At 57.8% G+C, this 15,745-nt stretch carries 28 protein-coding genes; all 28 read right to left on the bottom strand.

What is annotated here, in order from left to right; translation table 11 throughout:
- Positions 1 to 64 precede the first annotated feature (64 nt).
- Positions 65 to 685 (bottom strand): 30S ribosomal protein S4, encoded by a 621-nt coding sequence (gene rpsD / locus HXS65_RS15670; protein WP_065392561.1) that lies wholly within the window; start codon positions 683 to 685, stop codon positions 65 to 67.
- 12 nt (positions 686 to 697) lie between these two features.
- Entirely contained in the window at positions 698 to 1,081 is a 384-nt protein-coding gene (gene rpsK / locus HXS65_RS15665; protein ID WP_043334827.1) for a 30S ribosomal protein S11, read from the bottom strand.
- A 30-nt stretch (positions 1,082 to 1,111) separates the two neighbouring features.
- Positions 1,112 to 1,468, bottom strand: a complete 357-nt coding sequence (gene rpsM, locus HXS65_RS15660) for a 30S ribosomal protein S13 (RefSeq protein WP_024950672.1) — start codon at positions 1,466 to 1,468, stop codon at positions 1,112 to 1,114.
- 131 nt (positions 1,469 to 1,599) lie between these two features.
- On the bottom strand, positions 1,600 to 1,713 hold the full coding sequence (gene rpmJ, locus HXS65_RS15655) for a 50S ribosomal protein L36 (RefSeq protein WP_077373351.1): 114 nt from the start codon (positions 1,711 to 1,713) through the stop codon (positions 1,600 to 1,602).
- Positions 1,714 to 1,747: 34 nt separating this feature from the next.
- Entirely contained in the window at positions 1,748 to 3,082 is a 1,335-nt protein-coding gene (secY, locus tag HXS65_RS15650; RefSeq protein WP_065392562.1) for a preprotein translocase subunit SecY, read from the bottom strand.
- Positions 3,083 to 3,517 carry a 50S ribosomal protein L15 gene (rplO, locus tag HXS65_RS15645; RefSeq protein WP_065392563.1) on the bottom strand — a complete coding sequence of 145 codons (435 nt, stop codon included), beginning with the start codon at positions 3,515 to 3,517 and terminating at the stop codon, positions 3,083 to 3,085. It lies immediately after the preceding gene.
- Between the two features lie 3 nt (positions 3,518 to 3,520).
- A complete protein-coding gene (gene rpmD, locus HXS65_RS15640) occupies positions 3,521 to 3,703 on the bottom strand; it encodes a 50S ribosomal protein L30 (RefSeq protein ID WP_024950669.1) in 183 nt (60 codons plus the stop codon).
- Between the two features lie 6 nt (positions 3,704 to 3,709).
- Positions 3,710 to 4,210, bottom strand: coding sequence for a 30S ribosomal protein S5 (gene rpsE, locus HXS65_RS15635; RefSeq protein WP_054556902.1), 501 nt, complete (start codon positions 4,208 to 4,210; stop codon positions 3,710 to 3,712).
- Between the two features lie 11 nt (positions 4,211 to 4,221).
- On the bottom strand, positions 4,222 to 4,572 hold the full coding sequence (rplR, locus tag HXS65_RS15630; RefSeq protein WP_024950667.1) for a 50S ribosomal protein L18: 351 nt from the start codon (positions 4,570 to 4,572) through the stop codon (positions 4,222 to 4,224).
- Positions 4,573 to 4,581: 9 nt separating this feature from the next.
- Positions 4,582 to 5,112, bottom strand: a complete 531-nt coding sequence (gene rplF, locus HXS65_RS15625) for a 50S ribosomal protein L6 (RefSeq protein WP_065392564.1) — start codon at positions 5,110 to 5,112, stop codon at positions 4,582 to 4,584.
- Positions 5,113 to 5,121: 9 nt separating this feature from the next.
- On the bottom strand, positions 5,122 to 5,514 hold the full coding sequence (gene rpsH / locus HXS65_RS15620; protein ID WP_065392565.1) for a 30S ribosomal protein S8: 393 nt from the start codon (positions 5,512 to 5,514) through the stop codon (positions 5,122 to 5,124).
- A gap of 32 nt (positions 5,515 to 5,546) precedes the next feature.
- On the bottom strand, positions 5,547 to 5,852 hold the full coding sequence (gene rpsN, locus HXS65_RS15615; protein ID WP_043334842.1) for a 30S ribosomal protein S14: 306 nt from the start codon (positions 5,850 to 5,852) through the stop codon (positions 5,547 to 5,549).
- 9 nt (positions 5,853 to 5,861) lie between these two features.
- On the bottom strand, positions 5,862 to 6,401 hold the full coding sequence (rplE, locus tag HXS65_RS15610; RefSeq protein WP_065392566.1) for a 50S ribosomal protein L5: 540 nt from the start codon (positions 6,399 to 6,401) through the stop codon (positions 5,862 to 5,864).
- 17 nt (positions 6,402 to 6,418) lie between these two features.
- The gene (rplX, locus tag HXS65_RS15605) at positions 6,419 to 6,736 is read right to left on the bottom strand and encodes a 50S ribosomal protein L24 (protein WP_043334846.1); all 318 of its coding nucleotides are present in this window, start codon (positions 6,734 to 6,736) and stop codon (positions 6,419 to 6,421) included.
- 15 nt (positions 6,737 to 6,751) lie between these two features.
- Positions 6,752 to 7,123 carry a 50S ribosomal protein L14 gene (gene rplN, locus HXS65_RS15600; RefSeq protein ID WP_043334850.1) on the bottom strand — a complete coding sequence of 124 codons (372 nt, stop codon included), beginning with the start codon at positions 7,121 to 7,123 and terminating at the stop codon, positions 6,752 to 6,754.
- A gap of 50 nt (positions 7,124 to 7,173) precedes the next feature.
- Positions 7,174 to 7,434: a 30S ribosomal protein S17 gene (gene rpsQ, locus HXS65_RS15595; protein WP_043334852.1), complete on the bottom strand. Its 261-nt coding sequence runs from the start codon at positions 7,432 to 7,434 to the stop codon at positions 7,174 to 7,176.
- A 1-nt stretch (position 7,435) separates the two neighbouring features.
- A complete protein-coding gene (gene rpmC / locus HXS65_RS15590; RefSeq protein WP_024950659.1) occupies positions 7,436 to 7,627 on the bottom strand; it encodes a 50S ribosomal protein L29 in 192 nt (63 codons plus the stop codon).
- Positions 7,627 to 8,040: a 50S ribosomal protein L16 gene (gene rplP, locus HXS65_RS15585; RefSeq protein WP_043334854.1), complete on the bottom strand. Its 414-nt coding sequence runs from the start codon at positions 8,038 to 8,040 to the stop codon at positions 7,627 to 7,629. Before rplP ends, rpmC begins: the two co-directional genes overlap by 1 nt.
- Positions 8,041 to 8,051: 11 nt before the next feature.
- Positions 8,052 to 8,744 (bottom strand): 30S ribosomal protein S3, encoded by a 693-nt coding sequence (rpsC, locus tag HXS65_RS15580; protein WP_043334856.1) that lies wholly within the window; start codon positions 8,742 to 8,744, stop codon positions 8,052 to 8,054.
- Between the two features lie 10 nt (positions 8,745 to 8,754).
- A complete protein-coding gene (gene rplV / locus HXS65_RS15575) occupies positions 8,755 to 9,087 on the bottom strand; it encodes a 50S ribosomal protein L22 (protein ID WP_043334859.1) in 333 nt (110 codons plus the stop codon).
- 19 nt (positions 9,088 to 9,106) lie between these two features.
- Entirely contained in the window at positions 9,107 to 9,382 is a 276-nt protein-coding gene (gene rpsS, locus HXS65_RS15570) for a 30S ribosomal protein S19 (RefSeq protein ID WP_024950655.1), read from the bottom strand.
- A gap of 22 nt (positions 9,383 to 9,404) precedes the next feature.
- A complete protein-coding gene (rplB, locus tag HXS65_RS15565; RefSeq protein ID WP_043334862.1) occupies positions 9,405 to 10,232 on the bottom strand; it encodes a 50S ribosomal protein L2 in 828 nt (275 codons plus the stop codon).
- Positions 10,233 to 10,248: 16 nt separating this feature from the next.
- Positions 10,249 to 10,545 (bottom strand): 50S ribosomal protein L23, encoded by a 297-nt coding sequence (rplW, locus tag HXS65_RS15560; protein ID WP_065392567.1) that lies wholly within the window; start codon positions 10,543 to 10,545, stop codon positions 10,249 to 10,251.
- Complete coding sequence (gene rplD, locus HXS65_RS15555) at positions 10,542 to 11,147, bottom strand: 50S ribosomal protein L4 (protein WP_065392568.1); 606 nt, start codon at positions 11,145 to 11,147, stop codon at positions 10,542 to 10,544. The genes rplW and rplD overlap by 4 nt, the downstream gene beginning before the upstream one ends.
- 13 nt (positions 11,148 to 11,160) lie before the next feature.
- Positions 11,161 to 11,799, bottom strand: a complete 639-nt coding sequence (gene rplC / locus HXS65_RS15550; RefSeq protein ID WP_065392569.1) for a 50S ribosomal protein L3 — start codon at positions 11,797 to 11,799, stop codon at positions 11,161 to 11,163.
- Positions 11,800 to 11,945: 146 nt separating this feature from the next.
- Positions 11,946 to 12,257, bottom strand: a complete 312-nt coding sequence (gene rpsJ, locus HXS65_RS15545; RefSeq protein WP_024950650.1) for a 30S ribosomal protein S10 — start codon at positions 12,255 to 12,257, stop codon at positions 11,946 to 11,948.
- Positions 12,258 to 12,404: 147 nt separating this feature from the next.
- Positions 12,405 to 13,598, bottom strand: a complete 1,194-nt coding sequence (gene tuf, locus HXS65_RS15540) for an elongation factor Tu (protein WP_065392570.1) — start codon at positions 13,596 to 13,598, stop codon at positions 12,405 to 12,407.
- A gap of 29 nt (positions 13,599 to 13,627) precedes the next feature.
- Entirely contained in the window at positions 13,628 to 15,745 is a 2,118-nt protein-coding gene (fusA, locus tag HXS65_RS15535) for an elongation factor G (protein WP_065392571.1), read from the bottom strand.

Genomic DNA, 15,745 nt, shown 5'->3' with positions numbered 1-15,745 from the left:
TTAAGGCTGCCAAACGGATAATCTGGGTACTCCAGCCGGGCCGACGAATCAGCCCGGCATCACATTACTTGGAGTACAGCTCGACGATCAGGTTTTCGTTGATATCGGCAGACAGGTCGCCACGCTCGGGGACAGCCTTGAAAGTGCCTTCCATCTTCTTGGAGTCGACGTCGACCCAGGAGACATCACCGCGGTTGGCAGCGAGTGCCAGAGACTGCTGGATGCGAGCCTGGTTCTTGGCCTTCTCACGAACGGTAACCACATCACCGGCCTTCACATTGAAGGAAGCGACGTTGACGGTACGGCCGTTCACGGCGATCGCCTTGTGGCTGACCAGCTGACGTGCCTCGGAACGCGTGGAGCCGAAGCCCATGCGGTAGACGACGTTGTCGAGGCGAGCCTCGAGGAGCTGGAGCAGAACCTCACCAGTCGCGCCTTTCACGCGAGCGGCTTCTTTGTAGTAATTGCGGAATTGCTTTTCCAGAACGCCGTACATGCGACGAACCTTCTGCTTTTCACGCAACTGCAGGCCGTAGTCTGAAAGACGTTGACGGCGCTGGCCATGAACACCCGGGGGTTGTTCGGATTTGCACTTCTTCTCGAACGGAGTCACGCCACTCTTCAGGAAGAGGTCGGTGCCTTCACGACGAGACAGTTTGCACTTCGGTCCAATATAACGAGCCATGAGTCTGTCTCCTTAAACGCGGCGTTTCTTCGGCGGACGGCACCCATTATGCGGGATGGGGGTCACGTCGGTGATGCTTTGCACGCGGAAGCCTGCGGCATTGAGAGCACGCACGGCGGACTCACGACCCGGACCCGGGCCCTTGACCAGCACGTCGACGTTCTTCACACCATATTCGGCTGCAGCGGTCGCTGCACGTTCACTTGCGACTTGCGCAGCGAACGGGGTGCTCTTGCGAGAACCACGAAAACCCGAACCACCGGCAGTTGCCCAGGAGAGAGCATTGCCCTGGCGGTCTGTGATCGTCACGATAGTGTTGTTAAAAGAGGCATGGATATGCGCGATGGCATCCACTACCTGCTTTTTAACCTTCTTGCGCTTACTCGGGTTAGCCATTAGATGTTTCCTGTCTAAACGCCAGTTCGTTTACTTGCGAATCGGTTTACGCGGACCTTTGCGTGTACGTGCGTTGGTCTTGGTGCGCTGACCGCGCAACGGAAGACCACGACGATGGCGCAGGCCACGATAGCAACCGAGGTCCATGAGACGCTTGATGTTCAGCGTGATCTCACGACGCAGGTCGCCTTCGACGGTGTACTTACCCACCTCGGCACGAACCAGGTCCAGTTGTTCAACAGACAGATCAGCGATCTTGACGCTCGGTTCTAAACCGAGAGCGGCGCAGATCTGCTGTGCACGCGTACGGCCAATCCCGAAGATATAAGTCAGCGAGATCGCCGCGTGCTTGTTGTCCGGGATATTGACGCCAGCAATACGGGCCATCAGTTTTCTCCGAAAGGTTAGCGGCGGATTTTACATCCACAAAGGGCGCAATAGCATACCCCTTGATCCCGTTGGGAACAAGGGGGTATGCCAGCACCCGAGCTTGTATTCAGCTAAGCGGGGTCGAGGGATTAACCCTGACGCTGCTTGTGGCGCGGCTCAGTGCAGATGACCCGCACTGCGCCACGACGCCGAATGATCTTGCAGTTACGGCAAATTTTCTTGACGGAAGCTCGAACTTTCATCGTTCTCTCCAGTTTGCTAACAGGGGCTGCGCAATCAGCGCATCATGCCACCGCTGCCATAGCCTTTGAGGTTGGCCTTCTTCATCACCGACGCATACTGATTTGACATCAGATGCGACTGCACCTGGGCCATGAAGTCCATGACCACCACAACCACGATGAGCAGAGAGGTACCGCCGAAATAGAACGGAACCTGCCAGGCGACAACGAGGAATTGCGGCATCAGGGAGACGAGGGTGATGTAGAGGGCGCCGAACAGCGTCAGGCGAGTCATCACCTTATCGATGTAACGGGCCGTCTGTTCGCCTGGGCGAATCCCCGGCAGGAAAGCTCCTGACTTCTTGAGGTTGTCAGCAACATCCTTGGGATTGAAGACCAGCGCCGTGTAGAAGAAGCAGAAGAATACTACAGCGGCAGCGAAAAGCAAGATGTACAGTGGCTGGCCCGGCCCGAGAGCCTGAGAAGCCGTCTGCAACCATTGCATGCTTTCACTCTGGCCAAACCATTGGCCCATCGATGCAGGGAACAGCAGGATGCTTGACGCGAAGATCGGCGGGATGACCCCGGCCATGTTGACCTTCATCGGCAAGTAGCTGCTCTGACCGGCATACATCTTGTTGCCCACCTGACGGCGCGGATAGTTCACCGTGATGCGGCGTTGACCGCGTTCGATGAACACCACAAAGGCAACGGTAACGACTGCGAGCAGCGTCAGCGCCAGCAGCGGAAGCACATTCCAGGCACCATCATTGCGCGCCAGTTCGAAAGACTGGCCGATGGCACTCGGCAGCCCGGCGACAATACCAGCAAAGATGATCAGTGAGATCCCGTTGCCGATACCCTTCTCGGTGATCTGCTCTCCCAGCCACATCAGGAACACTGCACCAGCCACGAACGTACTCACGGCGGTGAAGTAGAAGCTGAAGTCAGCGGAATAGGCGACACCGTTTCCGACCAGTCCGACTGCCATGCCGATCGATTGGACCAGGGCCAGTACGACCGTGCCGTAGCGCGTGTACTGGCTGATCTTGCGACGACCGGCCTCACCTTCCTTCTTCAACTGCTCTAGCTGAGGCGAGACCACCGTCAGGAGCTGCATGATGATCGACGCGGATATGTAGGGCATGATGCCCAACGCGAAGATACTCATTCGCTCCAGTGCACCACCGGAGAACATGTTGAACATGCTCAGGATGGTGCCCTGGTTTTCCCTGAACAAGGCAGCAAGCTGGTCAGGATTGATACCGGGAACGGGGATGTGTGCACCGATTCGGTACACCACGATGGCGATGAACACGAAGCGCAAACGCGCCCAGAGTTCGCTCAACCCACTTCCCTGCATCGCCGGTACGTTTCCTGACTTAGCCATTTAGTCCTCTACCTTGCCACCGGCAGCTTCGATCGCAGCACGGGCACCCTTGGTGACCTTGATGCCGCGGACCGTGACTGCCTTGTCCAGTTCGCCGGAGAGCATGACCTTCGCGAACTTCGTGGAATCACGAAGCACGTTGGCCTTCTTCAGCGTTTCGAGGTCGACGATATCACCGTCTACCAGTGCCAGCTCGCTCAGGCGCACTTCTTCGGAAACCAGAGATTTCGCGGAAGTGAAACCAAACTTCGGCAGGCGACGCTGCATAGGCATCTGACCGCCTTCGAAGCCCGGCTTGACGCTGCCACCGGAACGGGACTTCTGGCCCTTGTGGCCACGACCGCCGGTCTTACCAAGACCGGAGCCGATACCACGACCGACACGCTTTGCAGCGTGCTTGGAGCCCGGGGCCGGACTCAGGGTATTCAATTTCATGGATTACTCTCCCTCAACACGGACAAGGTAATGAACCTTGTTGATCATGCCGCGTACCGCGGGGGTGTCTTCCAGCTCGACAGTGTGACCGATGCGACGCAGCCCAAGGCCTTTCATGGTGGCCTTGTGCTTTTCGAGGACGCCGATGGTGCTGCGGATCTGGGTTACCGTGATCTTAGCTGCCATGGTGCCTTACCCCGCAATCTTGTCGACAGACAGGCCACGCTTGGCGGCGATGTCTTCCGGAGATTTCATGGCAGCGAGACCGTTGATGGTCGCGCGCACCACGTTGACCGGATTGGTGGAACCGTAGCACTTGGCCAGGACGTCATGGACGCCTGCCAGTTCGAGCACGGAACGCATCGCACCGCCGGCAATGATGCCGGTACCTTCGGATGCTGGCTGCATGTAGATCTTGGATGCGCCGTGACGAGCCTTCACCGGGTACTGCAGGGTGTGGCCCTTCAGGTCAACCTTGATCATGTTGCGACGAGCTTGGTCCATTGCCTTCTGGATCGCGACCGGCACTTCACGCGCCTTGCCACGACCGAAGCCAACACGACCATTGCCGTCACCAACGACAGTCAGAGCGGTGAAACCGAAGATACGGCCGCCCTTGACTACCTTGGCGACGCGGTTGATCTGCACGAGCTTCTCTTGCAGGTCACCGCCCTTCTGTTCGATATTCGCCATCGTAAAACCCTTTAGAATTCCAGGCCGCCTTCACGTGCGGCATCGGCCAGGGCCTTCACGCGACCGTGGTACTTGTACCCGGAGCGATCGAAAGCCACTTGCTTGATACCCGCTTCCTTCGCGCGCTCGGCAATCAGAGCACCCACCTTGGCGGCGGAGTCCGAGTTACCGGTAGAACCTTCGCGCAGGCTCTTGTCGAGCGTGGATGCGGTGGCCAGGACCTGGCCGCCATCCGGCGAGATGATCTGCGCGTAGATGTGACGCGGGGTGCGGTTCACGCACAGGCGAAACACGCCCAGCTCGCGGATTTTCGCACGAGCGCGGCGGGCACGACGGAGACGAGATTCTTTCTTCGCGTTCATAACCCTGCCTTACTTCTTCTTGGCTTCTTTACGACGGACGACTTCGTCGCTGTACCGAATACCTTTGCCCTTGTAGGGCTCCGGCGGACGGAACGCGCGAATCTCTGCGGCGACCTGACCCAAAGCCTGCTTGTCAGCAGATTTCAGGACGATCTGAGTGTTCTTCGGCGTTTCAGCCGTAACACTTGCCGGCAGTTCATAGTCGACCGGGTGTGAGAAGCCCAGTGTCAGGTTGATTGTCTGGCCTTTGGCCTGGGCACGATAACCCACACCATTGATTTCCAGAGACTTGGTGAAGCCTTCGGAAACACCAGACACCATGTTGTTGACCAGAGCACGTGTGGTACCAACCATTGCCCAGTTCTTGGCAGTCTCAGCCGGGGCGAAGGTCATCTGACCTTCTTCCAGGTTGATGACCACGTCCTGGTGGACGGTCAGTTCCAGCTGGCCATTGCTGCCCTTCACGGTCAGCTTGTCGCCATCGAGTTTTGCCTCGACGCCGTTCGGCAATTTAACCGGATACTTGGCTACGCGGGACATTCCAAACTCCTAGAATACGGTGCAGAGGACTTCGCCGCCGACACCAGCTTGACGGGCCGCACGATCGGTCATCACGCCCCGGGAGGTGGAAACGATCGCAATACCCAGGCCATCTGCGACTTTCGGCAGCTCGCCCTTGCCTTTGTACTGGCGCAGGGACGGCTTGGAAACACGCTTGATGTTCTCGATAACCGCCTTGCCTTCAAAGTACTTGAGGGTCACGGTCAGTTCCGGCTTCGCGCCTTCTGCGACAGCAAACTCGGAAATGTAACCCTCTTCCTTCAATACGCGGGCCACTTCAACCTTGAGCTTGGAAGACGGCATGGTAACCGTCTCCTTGGTGGCCATCTGCGCATTGCGGATACGAGTGAACATATCCGCCAGAGTGTCTTGCATGCTCATTTACGTTGCGCTCCTGAATTCTTGCAGTGGTGTTACCAGCTGGACTTGGTCAGACCAGGCACGTCACCACGCATAGCGGCTTCACGCAGCTTGTTGCGGCTCAGGCCGAACTTGTTGTAGTAGCCGTGCGGACGGCCAGTGATACGGCAGCGGTTACGCTGACGGACCGGGCTGGCATCACGCGGCAGCTGCTGCAGTTTCAGCTGTGCGTCGAAGCGCTCTTCTTCAGAAGCGTTGACGTCATTGATGATGGTCTTCAGTGCGTCGCGCTTGGCGGCGTACTTTGCGACCAGCTTGGTGCGCTTGAGCTCACGCTCAACCATGCTTTTCTTTGCCATGATCCACCCTTATTTCTTGAACGGGAAGTTCAGCGCGCCCAGCAACGCACGACCTTCATCATCGGTGTTGGCGCTAGTGGTGATGGTGATGTCCAGGCCACGAATCCGGTCGATCTTATCATACTCGATCTCCGGGAAGATGATCTGCTCACGCACACCCATGGAGTAGTTTCCACGGCCATCGAAGGACTTCGGGTTCAGACCGCGGAAGTCACGAACGCGCGGGATAGCCACGTTCACGAGACGGTCCAGGAAGTCCCACATACGATCGCTGCGCAGGGTCACCTTGACACCGATCGGCCATCCTTCGCGGACCTTGAAGCCAGCGATGGACTTGCGTGCCTTGGTGATGATCGGCTTCTGACCAGACAGCATCTGGAGATCGGCAAACGCGTTGTCGATCAGCTTCTTGTCAGCGGTGGCTTCACCGATGCCCATGTTCAGGGTCACCTTGGTGATACGCGGCACCTGCATCACGTTGGCGTAGCCGAACTGCTCTTTAAGCTGGGCGGCCACTTCGTTCTGATAACGTTCTTTCAAGTTCGCCATGTTGTACCCGACTCGCGTTAGGCGTCGATCAGCTTCTGAGTCGACTTAAAGATGCGTACCTTAGTACCGTCTTCCTGAACCTGGATACCGACACGATCCGCCTTGCCGGTCTCCTGGTTGAAGATGGCCACGTTGGACGCGTGAATCGGAGCCTCGCGCTCGACGATACCCCCCTGGGTGCCCAGCATCGGGTTGGGCTTGGTGTGACGCTTGATCATGTTCACACCGGACACTAGCAGACGCTCACCTTTCAGCACCTTGCTGATGGTACCGCGCTTGCCCTTGTCCTTCCCGGCGATGACGATGACTTCATCGTCACGTTTGATCTTTTGCATATCCGCTTCCGCTCCTTACAGCACTTCGGGCGCCAGGGAAATGATCTTCATGAACTTCTCACTGCGAAGTTCACGGGTAACCGGGCCGAAGATACGGGTACCGATCGGCTGTTCGTTGGTGTTATTCAACAGAACGGCCGCATTACCGTCGAAGCGGATCACGGAACCGTCATTACGACGGACACCGGCTTTGGTACGAACGACCACTGCCTTCATGACTTGGCCTTTCTTGACCTTGCCACGCGGGATAGCTTCTTTGACGGTGACCTTGATGATGTCTCCAACACGAGCGTAACGGCGGTGTGAACCACCCAGCACCTTGATGCATTGCACCCGGCGCGCGCCACTGTTGTCGGCGACATCCAGCATTGTCTGAGTCTGAATCATCGGTTTTCTCCAAACCTAATCTGACTGCCTGGTGGGAACTGGCCTAGGGATCAACCCTTGGCCTGTTCAACCACCTCGACCAGGGTCCAGGCTTTCTTCTTGGACAGCGGACGAGTCTCGGCGATAGAGACGGTGTCACCGATCCGAGCCTGATTCGCCTCATCATGGGCGTGCAGCTTGGTGGAGCGTCTCAGGTACTTGCCATAGATCGGGTGACGCTCACGGCGCTCGACCATGACAACGATGGATTTTTCCATCTTGTCACTCACCACCTTGCCGGTGAGTGTGCGTGCTTTAGTTTCTTCGGCCATTTTACTCACCTGACTTCTGGTTGAGCACAGTCTTAACCTGAGCAATTTGGCGACGAGTCTGCTTGAGCAGGTGAACCTGGCTCAGCTGACCGGTAGCCTTCTGCATGCGCAGATTGAATTGCTCACGCAGCAGTTCGAACAACTGCTCCTGGAGCGCCTCGACTGACTTTTCACGGAGTTCTTGGGCTTTCATCACATCACCGTCCGCTTAACAAAGGTGGTGGAGATCGGCATCTTCATAGCGGCCAGACTGAATGCTTCACGGGCCAGCTCTTCGGATACACCTTCGATCTCGTAAAGGACCTTGCCGGGCTGGATCTGTGCGACCCAGTACTCGACAGAACCCTTACCTTTACCCATACGAACTTCCAACGGCTTGTTGGAAATCGGCTTGTCTGGGAAGACGCGGATCCAGATCTTACCGCCACGCTTGACGTGACGAGTGATGGCACGACGGCCAGCTTCGATCTGACGAGCGGTGATACGACCACGGCCGGTGGCTTTCAGGCCAAACTCACCAAAGCTTACCTTGCTTCCGCGATGCGCCAGGCCACGATTGCGACCTTTCTGCATCTTGCGGAATTTCATACGCTTGGGCTGTAACATCGATTACCCCCTTACTTGCCTTTCTTCTTGGGTGCGGACGCGGGCTGCTTCGCCTTGGCTCGCACCTCTTCGATGCCACCGAGGATCTCGCCTTTGAAGATCCAGACCTTGACACCAATGATGCCGTAGGTGGTGTGAGCTTCGAAGGTGGAGTAATCAATGTCAGCACGCAGGGTGTGAAGCGGAACGCGGCCTTCGCGGTACCATTCGGTACGGGCGATTTCGGCACCGCCGAGACGACCGGAGAGCTGAATCTTGATGCCCTTGGCGCCCAGACGCATTGCGTTCTGCACAGCACGCTTCATCGCACGACGGAACATGACACGACGCTCGAGCTGACCTGCCACATTGGCAGCGACCAGCTTGGCATCGAGTTCCGGCTTGCGAATCTCCTCGATGTTGATGTGGACGGGAACGCCCATCATCTCGGAAACTTCACGACGAAGGCGATCGACATCTTCACCTTTCTTACCGATCACGATACCCGGACGGGCAGTGTGAATGGTAATACGGGCGTTGTTTGCCGGACGCTCGATGCTGATGCGGCTCACGGAAGCGCTTTTCAGACGCTCTTCCAGGAATCCACGCACCTGCAGATCGTTGTTCAGTTTGTCGGCATAGGTAGCGCCTTCGGCGTACCAGACAGAGGTATGATCCTTGACAATACCCAGTCGGAAACCTGTCGGATTAACTTTCTGACCCATTGGTCGTCTCCTACTTCTCGGCTACCTTGACGGTGATATGACAAGTGCGCTTCAAGATGCGATCCGCACGGCCTTTGGCACGTGGCTGGATGCGCTTGAGCGTCATGCCCTCGTCGACACAGATAGTCGAGACGCGAAGCTCGTCAATGTCCATGCCGTTGTTTTCTTCCGCATTCGCGATCGCGGACTGCAGAACCTTGCGAACAATCTTCGCGGCCTTCTTCGGTGAGAAAGCGAGCAGATTCAGCGCCTCGGCGACCGGCTTACCGCGCACCTGGTCAGCCACCAAACGGGCCTTCTGGGCGGATAAACGAGCGCCGCGCAGCTTAGCAGCTACTTCCATCTCTTAAATCCTCTCTGGCTTACCGTTTGGCTTTTTTATCTGCAGCGTGCCCGCGGTATGTGCGGGTGGCAGCAAACTCGCCGAGCTTGTGACCGACCATTTCCTCAGAAACGAGAACCGGGACATGCTGGCGACCGTTATGGACGGCAATGGTGAGCCCGACCATGTTCGGCAGGATCATGGAACGACGCGACCAGGTCTTGATCGGTTTGCGGTCGTTCTTTTCCACTGCTGTCTCAACCTTCTTCAGCAGATGAAGGTCAATAAATGGACCTTTCTTCAGTGAACGTGGCACAGCCGTTACCTCTCAATATCTGTTACTTGGCCTTGCGGCGACGGACGATAAGCTTATCGGTGCGCTTGTTCTTGCGAGTCTTGTGACCCTTGGTCGGGACGCCCCACGGGCTGACCGGGTGACGGCCACCAGAGGTACGACCTTCACCACCACCATGCGGGTGATCGACAGGGTTCATCGCGACACCGCGAACGGTCGGGCGCACGCCTCTCCAACGCTTAGCACCGGCCTTGCCCAGTTGACGGAGGCTGTGCTCGGAGTTGCCCACTTCGCCGAGTGTTGCACGGCATTCGGACAGCACCTTACGCATCTCGCCAGAGCGCAGACGCAGCGTGGTGTAGTTACCGTCACGTGCCACGACCTGGGCACTGGTACCTGCACTACGAGCGATCTGAGCGCCCTTGCCCGGCTTCAGCTCTACACAGTGAACGGTGGAACCCACCGGGACATTGCGCAGCGGCAGAGCGTTGCCTTTCTTGATCGGTGCGTTGACACCGGACTCGAGACGGTCGCCAGCAGAGACACCTTTCGGTGCAATGATGTAGCGACGTTCGCCGTCGAGGTACTTCACCAGCGCGATGTTCGCGCTACGGTTCGGATCGTATTCCAGGCGCTCGACGATGGCCGGAATGCCATCCTTGTTGCGCTTGAAGTCGACCAGACGGTAATGGTGACGATGACCACCGCCGATGTGGCGAGTAGTGATGCGACCATTATTGTTACGACCACCGGACTTTGACTGCTTTTCAAGCAGCGGAGCGTACGCGCGACCTTTGAAAAGTTCGTCATTGACGACTTTTACCAGGTGGCGGCGACCGGCGGAGGTAGGTTTTGTCTTAACAATTGCCATGTTCCGTACTCCTGCCTTACTCGGCGCCAGAGAAGTCTTCGATGGTCTCGCCGGCGGCCAGAGTTACATAGGCCTTGCGATAACCAGCGCGACGACCAACACCGCGAGCGGTGCGCTTGGTCTTGCCTTTCATGTTCAGAACCTGAACACGATCGACTTTCTTGCCAAACAGCTCTTCGACGGCTTTCTTGATTTCGGGCTTTGTCGCGTCGCTGGCAACCTTGAACACGTACTGGTTGTTCTCGGCAGCGACCGCGGCCTTCTCGGTCATGTGAGGACCAAGCAGGACCTTGAATACGCGTTCCTGATTCATCCCAGGTTCTCCTCGAACTTGCGCAGGGCAGCGACAGTCATCAGCACCTTGTCGTAACCGACGAGGCTGACCGGGTCAGCGCCAGCGACATTGACGACGTCAACATACGGGATGTTGCGCGCAGCCAGGTACAGATTGACGTCCTGCTCTTCTGTGACGATCAGCGCTTTCTCAAGGCCCAGTTCCTGGAGCTTGGCGATCAGCAGCTTGGTCTTCGGAGCATCGACAGTGATTGCGTCGACCGCGACCAGGCGATCCTGACGGACCAGCTCGGACAGGATGGAACGCATGGCAGCGCGATACATCTTGCGGTTGACCTTGTGCGAGTGGTCCTGCGGACGCGCTGCAAAGGTCACACCGCCAGAACGCCACAGCGGGGAACGGATGGTACCGGCACGAGCGCGGCCAGTACCTTTCTGACGCCACGGCTTCTTGCCACCGCCGGACACGTCAGAACGGGTCTTCTGAGCCACGGTACCCTGACGCGCACCAGCCAGATAGGCGGTGACGACCTGGTGAACCAGAGCCTCGTTGAAGTCCTTACCAAAGGTAGCATCGGAGACGTCTACTGCGCCGCCTGCACCTGCAAGATTAAGATTCATCGGTTAATTCCCCTCAGCGAGCTTTCACAGCGGAACGCACGATCACTTCGCCGCCCGGAGCACCTGGAACGGCACCCTTGACCAACAGAAGATTGCGCTCAGCGTCGACGCGGACCACTTCCAGGCTCTGGACGGTGGAACGGACGTTGCCCATCTGGCCAGCCATCTTCTTACCTTTGAAGACGCGGCCCGGGGTCTGACAGTTACCGATGGAACCCGGCGCGCGGTGCGACAGTGAGTTACCGTGGGTAGCGTCTTGGGTGCGGAAGTTCCAGCGCTTAACTGCGCCCTGGAAACCTTTACCCTTGGAGGTGCCAGTCACGTCAATCTTCTGACCAGCTTCAAAGAGGGATACGGTGAGTTCGCCGCCCACTGCAGGAGCTTCATCGCCTTCTTCCAGGCGGAACTCCATCAGGGAACGACCAGCCTCAACACCCGCCTTGGCATACTGACCAGCAGTTGCCTTGGTGAGGTGCTTGGCCTTGCGGGAACCAGTTGTCACCTGAATCGCATTGTAGCCATCAGTCTCGACGGACTTGATGGTCACGATGCGGTTCGGCTCAACTTCAATCACGGTAACCGGCACGGATGCGCCAGCTTCGGTGAAGACGCGGGTCATCCCGGCCTTCTTACCGACTAAACCGATAGACATGTTCAGTCTCCTTTAGTGTACGGGGCTGTCACCCGCTATGGCTGCCCTTTCCAGAGCATTCCACTAGCACATTGTATGACGCCATCCCGGCGTGGCGGCTGCTGCTCCATCATTGAGAGCGCTGGGCCGCAGTGACTAGTGAGGTATCAGTCAACCTTGATCTGGACGTCCACACCGGCGGCCAGGTCAAGCTTCATCAGCGCGTCGACAGTCTTCTCTGTCGGCTCGACGATGTCGAGAACGCGCTTGTGGGTACGAATCTCATACTGGTCACGCGCGTCCTTGTTGACGTGCGGAGAGACCAGGATGGTGTAACGCTCGCGACGGGTCGGCAGCGGGATCGGGCCACGAACCTGAGCACCGGTACGCTTTGCAGTTTCAACGATCTCTGCAGAGGACTGGTCGATCAGACGGTGGTCGAATGCTTTCAACCGGATGCGAATCTTCTGGTTTTGCATTGCCCAAAACTCCAATGGATGTCGACGGCGTAGGCCGTCACCCACGCATTCAAAGGATGCGCATTATAGGCAGACTGACATCAGGTGTCAAACATGCGAGAAAAGGGGGCCCAACAGGGCCCCCTTCTGTGTCAGGTAAGGAGAACCTTACTCGACAATCTTGGCCACGACGCCAGCGCCGACGGTACGACCGCCTTCACGGATAGCGAAGCGCAGACCATCTTCCATGGCGATCGGAGCGATCAGAGACACGACCATCTGGACGTTGTCGCCCGGCATGACCATCTCGACGCCTTCCGGCAGCTCACAGGTACCAGTGATGTCAGTGGTACGGAAGTAGAACTGCGGACGATAGCCCTTGAAGAACGGAGTGTGACGACCGCCTTCTTCCTTGGACAGAACGTAGACTTCTGCTTCGAACTTGGTGTGCGGCTTGATGGAGCCCGGCTTGGCCAGAACCTGGCCACGCTCGACGTCATCACGCTTGGTGCCACGCAGCAGAGCGCCGACGTTCTCACCAGCACGACCTTCGTCCAACAGCTTGCGGAACATCTCGACACCGGTAACGGTAGTCTTGGTGGTGTCACGCACGCCGATGATCTCGATCTCTTCGCCAGTCTTGACCAGACCACGCTCGATGCGGCCAGTCACGACGGTACCACGGCCAGAGATGGAGAAGACGTCTTCGATCGGCATCAGGAACGGCTGGTCGATAGCACGCTCCGGCTCCGGGATGTACGCATCCAGGGCCTTGATCAGGTTGGCAACGGCGGTAGTACCCATGCCGTTGTCGTCCTTGCCTTCCAGAGCCATCAGAGCAGAACCGATGACGATCGGAGTGTCGTCACCCGGGAAGTCGTACTCGCTCAGGAGTTCGCGCACTTCCATCTCGACCAGCTCGAGCAGTTCTTCGTCATCGACCATGTCAGCCTTGTTCAGGAAGACAACGATGAACGGAACGCCGACCTGACGGGACAGCAGGATGTGCTCGCGAGTCTGCGGCATGGGGCCGTCAGCTGCGGAACAGACCAGGATAGCGCCGTCCATCTGGGCAGCACCGGTGATCATGTTCTTGACGTAGTCAGCGTGACCCGGGCAGTCGACGTGCGCGTAGTGACGCACTTCGGACTGGTATTCCACGTGAGCGGTGGAGATGGTGATACCACGCTCACGCTCTTCCGGGGCGTTATCGATGGAGTCAAACGCACGCGCGTCACCACCGAAAACTTCTGCAGAGACACGAGTCAGTGCCGCAGTCAGAGTGGTCTTGCCGTGATCGACGTGACCAATGGTGCCGACGTTGACGTGCGGCTTCGAACGCTCAAATTTTTCCTTAGCCACTGCTATAACCTCTTTCGTTAGCTAATCGGTTACTTCTGGTTGATGACGGCTTCGACGATGCTGTTCGGCGCTTCGTCGTATTTCGCAAACTCCATGGAGTAGCTTGCGCGGCCCTGGGTCTGTGAGCGCAGGTCGGTCGCATAACCGAACATCTCACCCAGCGGCACCAGTGCATTGATGATCTTGCCAGTGGAAGAATCATCCATGCCCTGAACGAGGCCACGACGACGGTTCAGGTCGCCCATGACGTCACCCATGAAATCTTCAGGCGTGACGACTTCGACTTTCATGAGCGGCTCAAGCAGCACTGCACCCGCTTTCGGGGCACCGGCCTTGATCGCCATGGAAGAGGCAACCTTGAACGCGGTCTCGTTGGAGTCGACGTCGTGGTAGGAACCATCGAACAGCGTGACCTTGACGTCGATCATCGGATAACCGGCGATGACACCATTCTTGAGCTGCTCAGCGGCACCCTTCTCGACGGCCGGCACGTATTCCTTCGGAACCGCACCACCGACGATCTCGGACTCGAACTTGAAGGTCATTTCTTCGTCGTCGCCCTTGTCCTCTGCAGTCAGAGGCTCAATGCGAAGCCAGACGTGACCGAACTGACCACGACCACCGGACTGACGAACGAACTTGCCTTCCTGCTCGACCTTGGTGCGGATGGTCTCACGGTAAGCCACCTGCGGCTTGCCGATGTTCGCCTCGACATTGAACTCGCGACGCATGCGGTCAACGAGGATGTCCAGGTGAAGCTCACCCATACCGGAGATGATGGTCTGGCCAGACTCTTCGTCGGTCTCGACGCGGAAGGACGGATCTTCCTGGGCCAGCTTGCCCAGTGCGACACCCATCTTTTCCTGGTCGGCCTTGGACTTCGGCTCGACGGCGACGGAGATGACCGGCTCAGGGAATTCCATGCGCTCAAGCACGATCTTGTTGTCCGGATCACACAGGGTATCCCCGGTGGTCACGTCTTTCAGACCGATACATGCGGCGATATCGCCAGCATAGACTTCCTTGATCTCCTCACGAGAGTTGGAGTGCATCTGGACGATACGACCGACACGCTCCTTCTTGCTCTTGACGGAGTTGAAGACGCCATCGCCAGACTTCAGCACGCCCGAGTAGACGCGGATGAAGGTCAGGGTACCCACGAACGGGTCGGTCGCGATCTTGAACGCCAGCGCCGCGAACGGAGCCTTGTCGTCAGCTTCGCGGGTCTCGATGGTACCGTCCTTGTCGTCAAGCTCACCTTCGATGGCCTTGACTTCAAGCGGAGACGGCATGTATTCGATGACCGCATCCAGAACCGCCTGGACACCCTTGTTCTTGAAGGCAGAACCACAGGTCACGAGGCAGATTTCGTTGGCCAGGGTACGCTGACGCAGCGCAGCCTTGACTTCTTCCTCGGTCAGGTCGCCTTCTTCAAGGTACTTGTCCATCAGTTCTTCGGACGCTTCAGCAGCAGACTCGAGCATGTGCTCACGCCATTCGGCAGCTGTGTCTTGCAGCTCAGCCGGAATGTCGATCAGCTCATAGTTCATGCCGTGATTGTCTTCGTCCCAGACGATCGCCTTCATCTTGATCAGGTCGATGACGCCCTTGAACTCGTCTTCCGCGCCCCAGTTGATCTGGATCGGCACGGCGTTCGCGCCCAGGCGCTTGCGCACCTGTTCGACGACCATGAAGAAGTCCGCGCCAGCGCGGTCCATCTTGTTGACGAAGATCATGCGCGGAACTTCGTAACGGTTGGCCTGACGCCAGACAGTCTCTGTCTGCGGCTGGACACCGGAAGAACCACACAGCACCACGACCGCGCCATCGAGAACACGCAGTGAACGCTCGACTTCAACAGTGAAGTCAACGTGCCCCGGAGTATCGATGATGTTGATACGGTGCTCGTCGAACTGCTTGTTCATGCCCTGCCAGAAGCAGGTGGTCGCCGCAGAGGTGATCGTGATGCCACGTTCCTGTTCCTGCTCCATCCAGTCCATGGTGGCAGCACCATCGTGGACTTCGCCGACCTTGTGGGACAGGCCGGTGTAGAACAGGACGCGCTCGGTAGTGGTAGTCTTACCGGCGTCGACGTGGGCACAGATACCGATGTTGCGGTAACGCTTAAGTGGAGTCTTGCGTGCCAC

Origin of the sequence: Cobetia sp. 5-25-4-2, from assembly GCF_013374075.1 — a bacterium.
GTDB lineage: Bacteria > Pseudomonadota > Gammaproteobacteria > Pseudomonadales > Halomonadaceae > Cobetia > Cobetia marina.
This window is presented reverse-complemented; position numbering and strand designations above follow the sequence as displayed.

Coding starts and splice junctions, on each gene's coding strand:
- rpsE (WP_054556902.1), bottom strand. CDS start 4,210: ATGGCGAATATCGAACAGAAGGGCGGTGACCTGCAAGAGAAGCTCGTG.
- rpsN (WP_043334842.1), bottom strand. CDS start 5,852: ATGGCAAAGAAAAGCATGGTTGAGCGTGAGCTCAAGCGCACCAAGCTG.
- rplD (WP_065392568.1), bottom strand. CDS start 11,147: ATGAATCTTAATCTTGCAGGTGCAGGCGGCGCAGTAGACGTCTCCGAT.
- rpmJ (WP_077373351.1), bottom strand. CDS start 1,713: ATGAAAGTTCGAGCTTCCGTCAAGAAAATTTGCCGTAACTGCAAGATC.
- secY (WP_065392562.1), bottom strand. CDS start 3,082: ATGGCTAAGTCAGGAAACGTACCGGCGATGCAGGGAAGTGGGTTGAGC.
- rplB (WP_043334862.1), bottom strand. CDS start 10,232: ATGGCAATTGTTAAGACAAAACCTACCTCCGCCGGTCGCCGCCACCTG.
- rplX (WP_043334846.1), bottom strand. CDS start 6,736: ATGCAAAAGATCAAACGTGACGATGAAGTCATCGTCATCGCCGGGAAG.
- rplR (WP_024950667.1), bottom strand. CDS start 4,572: ATGAACGCGAAGAAAGAATCTCGTCTCCGTCGTGCCCGCCGCGCTCGT.
- rpmD (WP_024950669.1), bottom strand. CDS start 3,703: ATGGCAGCTAAGATCACGGTAACCCAGATCCGCAGCACCATCGGCGTC.
- rplE (WP_065392566.1), bottom strand. CDS start 6,401: ATGGCGAACTTGAAAGAACGTTATCAGAACGAAGTGGCCGCCCAGCTT.
- rplO (WP_065392563.1), bottom strand. CDS start 3,517: ATGAAATTGAATACCCTGAGTCCGGCCCCGGGCTCCAAGCACGCTGCA.
- rplF (WP_065392564.1), bottom strand. CDS start 5,112: ATGTCCCGCGTAGCCAAGTATCCGGTTAAATTGCCGAACGGCGTCGAG.
- rpsH (WP_065392565.1), bottom strand. CDS start 5,514: ATGAGCATGCAAGACACTCTGGCGGATATGTTCACTCGTATCCGCAAT.
- rpsQ (WP_043334852.1), bottom strand. CDS start 7,434: ATGGCCGAAGAAACTAAAGCACGCACACTCACCGGCAAGGTGGTGAGT.
- rplW (WP_065392567.1), bottom strand. CDS start 10,545: ATGAATCAGGAACGCGTATTCAAGGTCCTGCTTGGTCCTCACATGACC.
- rpsJ (WP_024950650.1), bottom strand. CDS start 12,257: ATGCAAAACCAGAAGATTCGCATCCGGTTGAAAGCATTCGACCACCGT.
- rpmC (WP_024950659.1), bottom strand. CDS start 7,627: ATGAAAGCCCAAGAACTCCGTGAAAAGTCAGTCGAGGCGCTCCAGGAG.
- rpsK (WP_043334827.1), bottom strand. CDS start 1,081: ATGGCTAACCCGAGTAAGCGCAAGAAGGTTAAAAAGCAGGTAGTGGAT.
- rpsM (WP_024950672.1), bottom strand. CDS start 1,468: ATGGCCCGTATTGCTGGCGTCAATATCCCGGACAACAAGCACGCGGCG.
- rplN (WP_043334850.1), bottom strand. CDS start 7,123: ATGATTCAGACTCAGACAATGCTGGATGTCGCCGACAACAGTGGCGCG.
- rpsC (WP_043334856.1), bottom strand. CDS start 8,744: ATGGGTCAGAAAGTTAATCCGACAGGTTTCCGACTGGGTATTGTCAAG.
- rpsD (WP_065392561.1), bottom strand. CDS start 685: ATGGCTCGTTATATTGGACCGAAGTGCAAACTGTCTCGTCGTGAAGGC.
- rplP (WP_043334854.1), bottom strand. CDS start 8,040: ATGTTACAGCCCAAGCGTATGAAATTCCGCAAGATGCAGAAAGGTCGC.
- rplV (WP_043334859.1), bottom strand. CDS start 9,087: ATGGAAGTAGCTGCTAAGCTGCGCGGCGCTCGTTTATCCGCCCAGAAG.
- rplC (WP_065392569.1), bottom strand. CDS start 11,799: ATGTCTATCGGTTTAGTCGGTAAGAAGGCCGGGATGACCCGCGTCTTC.